Raw genomic sequence first — 8,318 nt, 5'->3', positions numbered from 1 at the left:
TTCTAATAAAGTCAGTTCTTTCATTTTTTTATATTTTTAGTTGTATATTGTTTTTGTTTTTGTTTTTGTTTTCAATATCCGGAATAAGGCGCTAATTGTCCAAAATATTTGTTTGATTGACGATGAAAATGTCTTCCTCTAAGATTATATTTAGAAACAGCTCGAATAGAATTCCCTAAATAGGGAGAGCCTATTCCTCCGTAATGATCGATTAACTGTTGTTCTCTTCCTCGTATAGCATCTTGTCCGTCAGGTCCAAATGCCGCACAGTCTAATTGGGGATTTCCATAACCCAAACTTCGTCTATATTGATGATGATAATATCTGTTCATCATTACTTTATAAGGATCTCCGTTTCCACTGGCTCTTCCAACATATTTCATTCCGTCCGGTCGACTTAAAACATAAGTTACATAGGTACGGGTTTGGCGTTCTATGATTTCTTCTGCAACAGATACAACACCATAGGCAACTCCTATACTCGCAAGCCCGTATCCTAAAATCGGTTTTTTCGCTAATCCTGCTATTGCCCCGTATCCTGACTGTGGGATCACCAATGCTACGGCGGCTGTTTCCATGTCGGATTTCATGAAGCGTATTTCTTGAAGCCATCTTTCATTACGCTCTGATTGTTCCGGTTTTGGAGCAATGATAGCCATACGGCTTTCACCGTTCAATGTATATCCCACAGAAACACCGTTATCCCAACCGGCATTTATCATATAGTTGTTGTTGAATCCCATGCCGATATCGCCGGATATTTTTCCCGAGGTATTATACCCCGCACTTACGGTAATGTTCGTTCTTTTCCAATCCCATTTAAACGGATTCAACTTGCCGTGATTGGCTTTAACGCCATCACAATAGGCTTTACCCATCATTAGACCGATATTGAGACCTATGGCTATTCCCAAAAATTCTCCCGACGGATCGTTGAATTGTATGGGATTGTTCAATGCATAGGCATATCGGTTGTATGCCAACGGATTGTCCGGATCGGATATATACGGGTCGGGAGAGAGAAAGCGTCCGGTAAGCGGATCATAGAGCCGAGCGTTCATGTTGATAAGCCCGAACTCGCGGATATGCTCATGTCCGGAGAATCCTCGTCCGAACAGAAGCGGGGCTTCTTCTCCTGCAGGAGAAATGTCTCCGAACTCTGAATCGCGCAATTTCCCCCACGGGTCATAATAATATGTGCCTATTGCCGTGTTTCCACGAGCTTGTATTATGCTGCCGAGATGGTCGCGAAACAGCCGGAATATCTGGTAAGAACCTCTGTTCGCCAGATCGATCTCCAGCACATTCGTTGCGGTATAGGGCGTTCCGTCCAAATATACATAGATTTTCTCGTTTCCGGTATCGGTGCGTACATGTTTTTGATAGATGCCTTCGGCAAGATATTTGTTCTCTTCGGTCAGTACGTCATCTATATACAGTCTTGACGAGGATCGGAAGCAGTCCGGCCCGTACCGGAATATCAGTCGCTTATTTCCCATCGACAGTGTGTCGGGCCGGTCGAAGGAGGTGTACGACACCGACAGTTGCTGTTCGGGAATCAAACCTTCCGGGTTTTCTGCTTCGGTGAGAGCATAGGGATTTGCCCCGTTATAAGACATGTTTCCCGTTTCCGGTTTGAATATTATGTTGCCGAACTTGTCATATCGGTATTCTTTTGTTTTTCCTGAAAGTGCGGCTCTTTGCAGTTGATTAAAGCCATCGTATTCGAAAGTTTCGGGTATTCGGATGTTTTTTTCGATCAACTGTCCGGTATAGGAATCGTATTTGTAGCTGTCCCTCCTTACTATTTTTTTCCCATTGGTAGTTTCTACCAATACCGGTCTTTCCATGCAATCGTATTCCTGCCGGTGGATGTAGTATCCGGTACTGTATCGTTCGGTTTGTCCCGCCGCATTGCATTTATGGAGCGACCATAGGTCTTCGGTTTTGCCGTTAGGAAGAGAGAACCGAATATCGGTCAAGGTAAAGTTATCGCTGTATTCGTATAGTAAAGTGCCGATGATTCCCCGGTTATCGGAAAGTTCTTTGGATAGAATCAGTCCGTCTTTTCCGTATGAGAATTTTTCTCGGTAAAACAGACCGTCTTGTTCCCATTTGGTTTCGACAGGTCTCTGCAGGTCATCATAAACGAATGTTTTTTTGTCGCCTGTAGAAGATATGATCGAAAGCGGTTGGAATGATTTCGGGTGATATGAACAGGAGATCGAAAACTCGGGCGTCTGTATCTCGGAGAGCAGTCCGAACGAATCGTATTGGTAGAGAATCGATTTCCCGTTTCTCGTTTTTTTATACAACTGTCCTTCCTGATTATATTCCCAGAGGGTTTCACCGGCCGAAGCATCGGTAAGTTTTGTTCTCCGTCCTAAGGCATCATATTCGTATTGTACCGTTCCTCCGGGAATCGCTCTCTTTATGCGGGGTTGTCCGTCGGGCCTGTAAAAGTGACGGACCGTGATCCCGTTTAAACCGCTTATCATTGTTTCGCCGTTCAGGTCTGTCGTGTGCGAGGTGGTTATTCCTCCTCCTGTACTTCGGGTGATATTCCCTTGATAAGATATGGTTTTTGTCGTCAGATCGGGATATATGATACGGGTTATCCGGTCGGCACGGTCATATATGTATTGAGTCCAGTTTATCTCATCATTTTTGCGATATGGTGTCGATTCGTGCTGTAACCGTCCGATGTCATCATACCTGTATTGCGTGATGATCGTGTCGCTTTTTTCTATTCCCTCTTTTTCGACGCGTACCGTATTCCCGAAAATATCGGTGTAAGAGGTTTGTGCGGGGAGGTTGGTCTCCCTGACGGTTTCCCTGATAAAATTCTCTCCGTTTATCTCTACCCACATTCGGGATATTTCGGTGCGGGTACTGTCCGGACGCAGGACAAGGGTAGGTTCTCCGGAAAGGTCATGATTCAGGTAAACGGTCTTTTTCCCGAGATTATCCGTCATGCTCAGCAAAAAAAGTTTTTCCCGGTCGTATTCATAAGACTCGGAGTCGTAAACAGTCCCGTCTTCGATTGTTTTTGTTATCCGGTCGGCCAATAGCCGGTCGGCATCGGAATAGGAATATACTGTCTTTTTCGCTGATCCGGTGAAATGCCGGGTCTCTTCGGAGACTTTGTTCGAGTAGGCATCATAGGCGGTTTCGGTCAATCTTTCCTGTTCTCCGTTTCGGGTTACGGATTCTTTGATGACATTTCCTTCCGGACTGTATTTATACTCGGTAACTGTTACATCTTTTTCTGAGATTCTGGTAAGTATTGTCGTTTGTTCCCGAGGTAGATTATAGGCGGTGAATTCGTCTTTCGTAAGGTTTGTGTATTCGATTTCCGTTTCGCTGACGATACTTTCGTTTGTGGAGGTCTGTCGTGTGACACGTTTCAGTTCCGGAGCTTCGTTTTCGTTATAATTCAGTAATTCCTGTGTTTCCGTTATACGTGTAATGCGGTCGAAGATTTTTTTTGTAGAAGATACGGGCTTTATTGTCTTATCTGCATCGATTACAAAAACGGAAGCCTGGTCTATATTCTGGTGTTGAGGCTCATTGGAAATGAAGGACGATCGATTTTGTGTCTCGACCGGATATCTTCCTTGAGAAAGCGCATTTATATAGTCGGACATGTCGTTGTCCTGAATTTCTTCATCGCCCCTTAGCAAATCGATTGCACGGAATGAACTGAATCCGAGGAATCCCAATCCTTCTTTATGAAAGACTCCATGTCCGTATTGATACTCAAATGATGAATGAATCTTTTCGTCGGATGTCATTATTGCATGTCCGACCGGAAGGTATTGGTGAGTAAGGTATGCCGTGAAGGGGTGCGGATATTCTTTGTATCCGGTAGTACTCGAAATCTCGGACAGGCTTTTATATCGGGTTTTTAGGATTCTTCCGTAACTGTCGATTACCGTTGTAATAAGAGATTCCCGAGATAAGTTTTTTTTGCGAGTATATTTGAATACGCGGTAATCGTCGAGAATGTACAGCCCGTTGCTGAATGTCGTTATCCTGAAATTCGGGGAGACGTTGATTTGTTTATTGTCTTCGATATATAATATTCCGCCTTTATAGCAACAATGTATTACTTCGGCGGTATTGTCGCAGTCGATATCTACCGAATAGAAAAGGTGAATGTCTTCGGTCGGGGAATTAAATGTTTTTCCGCTGACGCTCATTACGGGCGAGCCGGCGCTGTCGTCTGTGTACAAATCTCCGGCAAGATAAGCAATTCCCGGTAATCGGGTGAGGAAGTCTTCCGTTATATAAGTACCTGCGGATATACCTTCATATCGGCATTGCGAACAGGATTCATGGATGGAGGTATCGGTGGACGTAAATGTTTCACCTAAAAAAGTATTATGCTTTTTGCAAAATATCTTATATCTTTTTTGAGTGTATGCGGCTCGTTGCAAGTCGGCACATCCATCACCGTTATAGTCGCTGAAAGAACATCCGTCACCTAATGACCTTGAGGTGCGGGTACGCTCGGTGAAATAAAATTTTCCGTCATTCCCCTTTATATAATTGCAAACCGATGTGAAATTGTCTCCGGATATGATAATCTCGTGCTTACCGTCACCGTCGAGGTCGGCGGTATAAAATCGTTGTCCGGTAAAGGACTCGTTGATCGGATAATTTCCGGTAGCGACTTGATATCCCGATCCGGTATGGGCATACATATTGTAATATCCCGTAGAAGCGTCGATTACCCGTTCGATTATTTCTGTTTTTCCGTCACCGTTAAAGTCTCCTGGTAAGAAAACAGGTTTTTTCTGTATCGGGTCTCTCTTATAACTGAAAGCTTCTAACACTTTGTCTCCTTGCATTGTGAACAGATCGTAAATATGGATTACATATATGTCTTTTTTTGATTTGTTATAGGAGCGTATGAGGATGACTTCATCTGTGCCGTCGCCATTAACATCTCCGGTCAATATTTGTTCTACTTTACTGTGGCTGTTTCCCGGTATTTCTATTTTTTTTATTTCCCGAGTATCACCGTGAGTAAAGACAAATATTTGTCCGTGAGGTTTGGAATAGACAAGAAACCCTTCTGTCATGGAATTTTTCAAGAAATGCCCGCTTATGATTTCTGCGGAAGGATCGTTATGAGAAGACCCTATATTTCGTTGTTCCAGTGTATTTGTATTATTATTGTACTCATATCTGAAACGGATTGGGATGAGCTCTTTTCCGTCGATCGTGCTATGAATGGATGTCAGTTTCCGGTCATTGCCATATTCCAGTTTGTATTCGGCACGGATGTGGTTTTTGAAACGGGAAGTTACCTTGGTCAGTTTTTTCCCGAGCGTAAACTTGCTCCCCATTTTAAAATCGAATCGTGATTCTCCGTTGATATAGTCGAATTGAATGAATGCGAAATGATCGAGATCTTTATTTTTTCCGTATGATATTTTTGAAATGAATAACATGTTGCCGAATGTGATGTATTCGAAATCCATGATGTCTCCCCTGATACTTGTTTTTCGAACGATCGGATATTCTATCCGGCTTTCCGGTCCGTTGGGCGTTTCGTAGTCTCCGATTATTCCGTCCGGAAAGAAGACCTTGAAACGTTCTATATCTCCGTTGTTCACGTATCCGGTTACTCTGATATTACCGGAGACGGTGCGGAAATAGATTTCGTTTTCGTTTTCTTCTGTTTTTATCAGTCGTATTCCGTCTAAAGAGAAAGAACAGTCTTTTCCTCTCGAAATAGCTCTGTTTTCTCCGTCATAATAAATGCATTTGTTTGTTCTGGCAATAGAGGACAGGCCTCCGATAGACCACCCTGTACCCATATTATTATAACGGTATATGCTTTGGTAGTTGAACGATAGGTCGGGTTGGAAGCCATTTCTCCCGGAAGTTGCCGATATGGGAATATTATATTCCATTATGCCCGATGGCGATACTTGATAATTGAGTGGAATACCTGTCGTCTCTTTTCCTTCGACAGGTAGGGGCGTAAAGTAATCTTCTCCGCTTTCCGGCAATTCGTGTCCCCATATTCCGGCTTGAATGGCTTTATGGTCGGCATAAAACGGAGTAGGGGAGTCGGCGTAATAATTATGGTTTAGTTGTATAGATTTCAGATAATCTCTGCTGTACCCGTTATTGGCTTGAACTTGGGATACATTACGATAGGGAGTGAATTTTTTGTCCCAACTCTTTGCATTTCCTAAATAATGGACTTCGTCAACCAGAGAAAAAAGAGAATTCTTAAGATAGACACTGCCTCTTTTGTTGGCGAGTATGAATTTGTCGTGATAGAATATTTGGGATTCTTGCTCTGCACTTATATCGGGAAATAGATCGGAAAGCTTAAATGTTCGGTCTTTTGTGGAGTCTTTGTAGCATATAATGGCTGTTTCTCCTGATTTGAGAATAGAGCCTTTTGGAAATTGGAAAGAAAATTGTCGTGCATATCTGTATTTAGAGAGAATACCCCACCCTGACAGATCTACATCATAGGGTTCGAGGTTACAGATCTCTATAAATTCTCCGTTATGACTTACATTGATGCTGTCGTTATCATCTTCTTCATAAGGAGTGTCGTAGAATACTTCTGATATTTTTATGTTCTGGGCTGTCGAACAAAATGTCCAGATTGACAGTAACAGGCATGCTAATATTTTTGATATGTTGAGGTTCATGATAATCGAAGATTAAGGTTGTCGAAATATCGGCCGATCAGATGTGGTTATTATTGACAAATCGATCTTGAGGAGACAGAGCGATTATCTTGTTTTTGATTCTCGAGTATCCGGCAGAATCATTTTTCTTTATATAAAGACGGGCCAATGCATAATAAACGGAAAGTATTTCTTGTGTATGCACCGGCTGTTTATCGTCCAACCGATGGTAGAATGATATTTCTTCATTTATAAAAGGATCGGGATAGATGTACTTGATGATCGGGTCATCGGGGAATTCTTCGGTATCCGGCCGATGTTTTAGGCATTTTGTCAGTATTAAGTTCAAAATATTTTCAGCTGCTTCATAGTTCTCTTCAGATATATATGTCTTGGCATAATGAATCGAGAGTCCTCGAGCGACACCGCCTATCCCGTTCAGCAGTTCGATCCCTTGCAACAATATTTCACGTGCACTGCTGTATTTCTTTTCTTGTATAAGGCAAGTGGCTTTACCTCCATATAACGCACCTATTTTTTTAGGTTGGAGTGCTTTGTTTTTTTTCTCGGCTTCTTGGTATAAGACAAATGCTTGGGATGCCGTATCTTTATTTTGTTTTAGTGAGTCTGCATAAGATATGGTTCTCCAGAAAGTTTTTGATCGGTTGTATCTGTTTTGGGTCAGTTCGATGAGGAATTTTTGTAATTTGTATTGTTTGGCGTATTTTTTTATCTCTCCGAACAAGGAATCTGTTATTAAGTTCGGAGATAAGGTCGAAATATAGGTATATACAGTTTTGTAAACAGGATTTTGGAGGAGGTTTGATAATGTTATCGTTGTTACCCATTGTAGGTGGGCTGTTATTTGTTTTGCCCTAAGTTGTTCTTCTTCAGGGAAAAACATTGCTCTTCTTTTTTTCGGTGGAGTAGTGGCCGTTTTTCCGATATGACGGGCTTTATTGATAGGAGAATTCTTTTTTATCGAGGTTCTGCTATGTTCCCATGATTCTTTTATTTCCGATGTAAGTTCCGGAATTTTCGATAAAATTGCGGTATCCGGCTGGTGAATGGGAACTCGAGAACGGGAAGATGTATATATTCCGATTTTCTTTTGAATGTCCAATAATCCTGTTTTCAAATATTGTTTGTCAGGGAATTTGGAGATGGCTTCTATATATAGTTTTAAAGAGTAATCGACCGGGTCGATGCCTGTCTCTTGTTCATATTTGGACCTTTGAATTTTATTTCCTCCGGATAGTGCGGTTAAAGCCCGTGCATAACGATCGTAGAATACAGGATTGTCCTGATTCTTTTTTAAACCCTCAGCATAAAGAACACAAATATCCGATATTCTGTTTTGAGCTCCCAATACTTTTCTTAAACCGTCATAATAGCTTATTTTATCGGGATGGACTGAGATTAATTTATTAAATAGATTTTCTGCGTTTTTGTATTCTTTTTTATAAAAATATGTAAGAGCTTGTTTCCTTGTAATTTCATCGGTCGGTAGATTGTTCGCCTTGTCGGTTATAGCTTTTCCTGATGTAGAAAACGTTATGGGGTTTACATATAATAGTGCGCTACCCCAGAAGAATTGTTTAAGAAAATCTCTTCTTTTTGTTTTTTTCATGGTATCGGATTCTCTTGGTTATAATA

At 41.8% G+C, this 8,318-nt stretch carries 2 protein-coding genes; both read right to left on the bottom strand.

Annotated features, from left to right (window positions below; genetic code table 11):
- Positions 1-71: 71 nt before the first annotated feature.
- Positions 72-6,683, bottom strand: coding sequence for an RHS repeat-associated core domain-containing protein (locus tag AC1WHX_RS08535; protein ID WP_481229152.1), 6,612 nt, complete (start codon positions 6,681-6,683; stop codon positions 72-74).
- A gap of 37 nt (positions 6,684-6,720) precedes the next feature.
- Positions 6,721-8,292 (bottom strand): tetratricopeptide repeat protein, encoded by a 1,572-nt coding sequence (locus tag AC1WHX_RS08530; RefSeq protein ID WP_122337687.1) that lies wholly within the window; start codon positions 8,290-8,292, stop codon positions 6,721-6,723.
- Positions 8,293-8,318 lie beyond the last annotated feature (26 nt).

The sequence above is a fragment of the Coprobacter sp. genome, from assembly GCF_982436375.1.
This window is presented reverse-complemented; position numbering and strand designations above follow the sequence as displayed.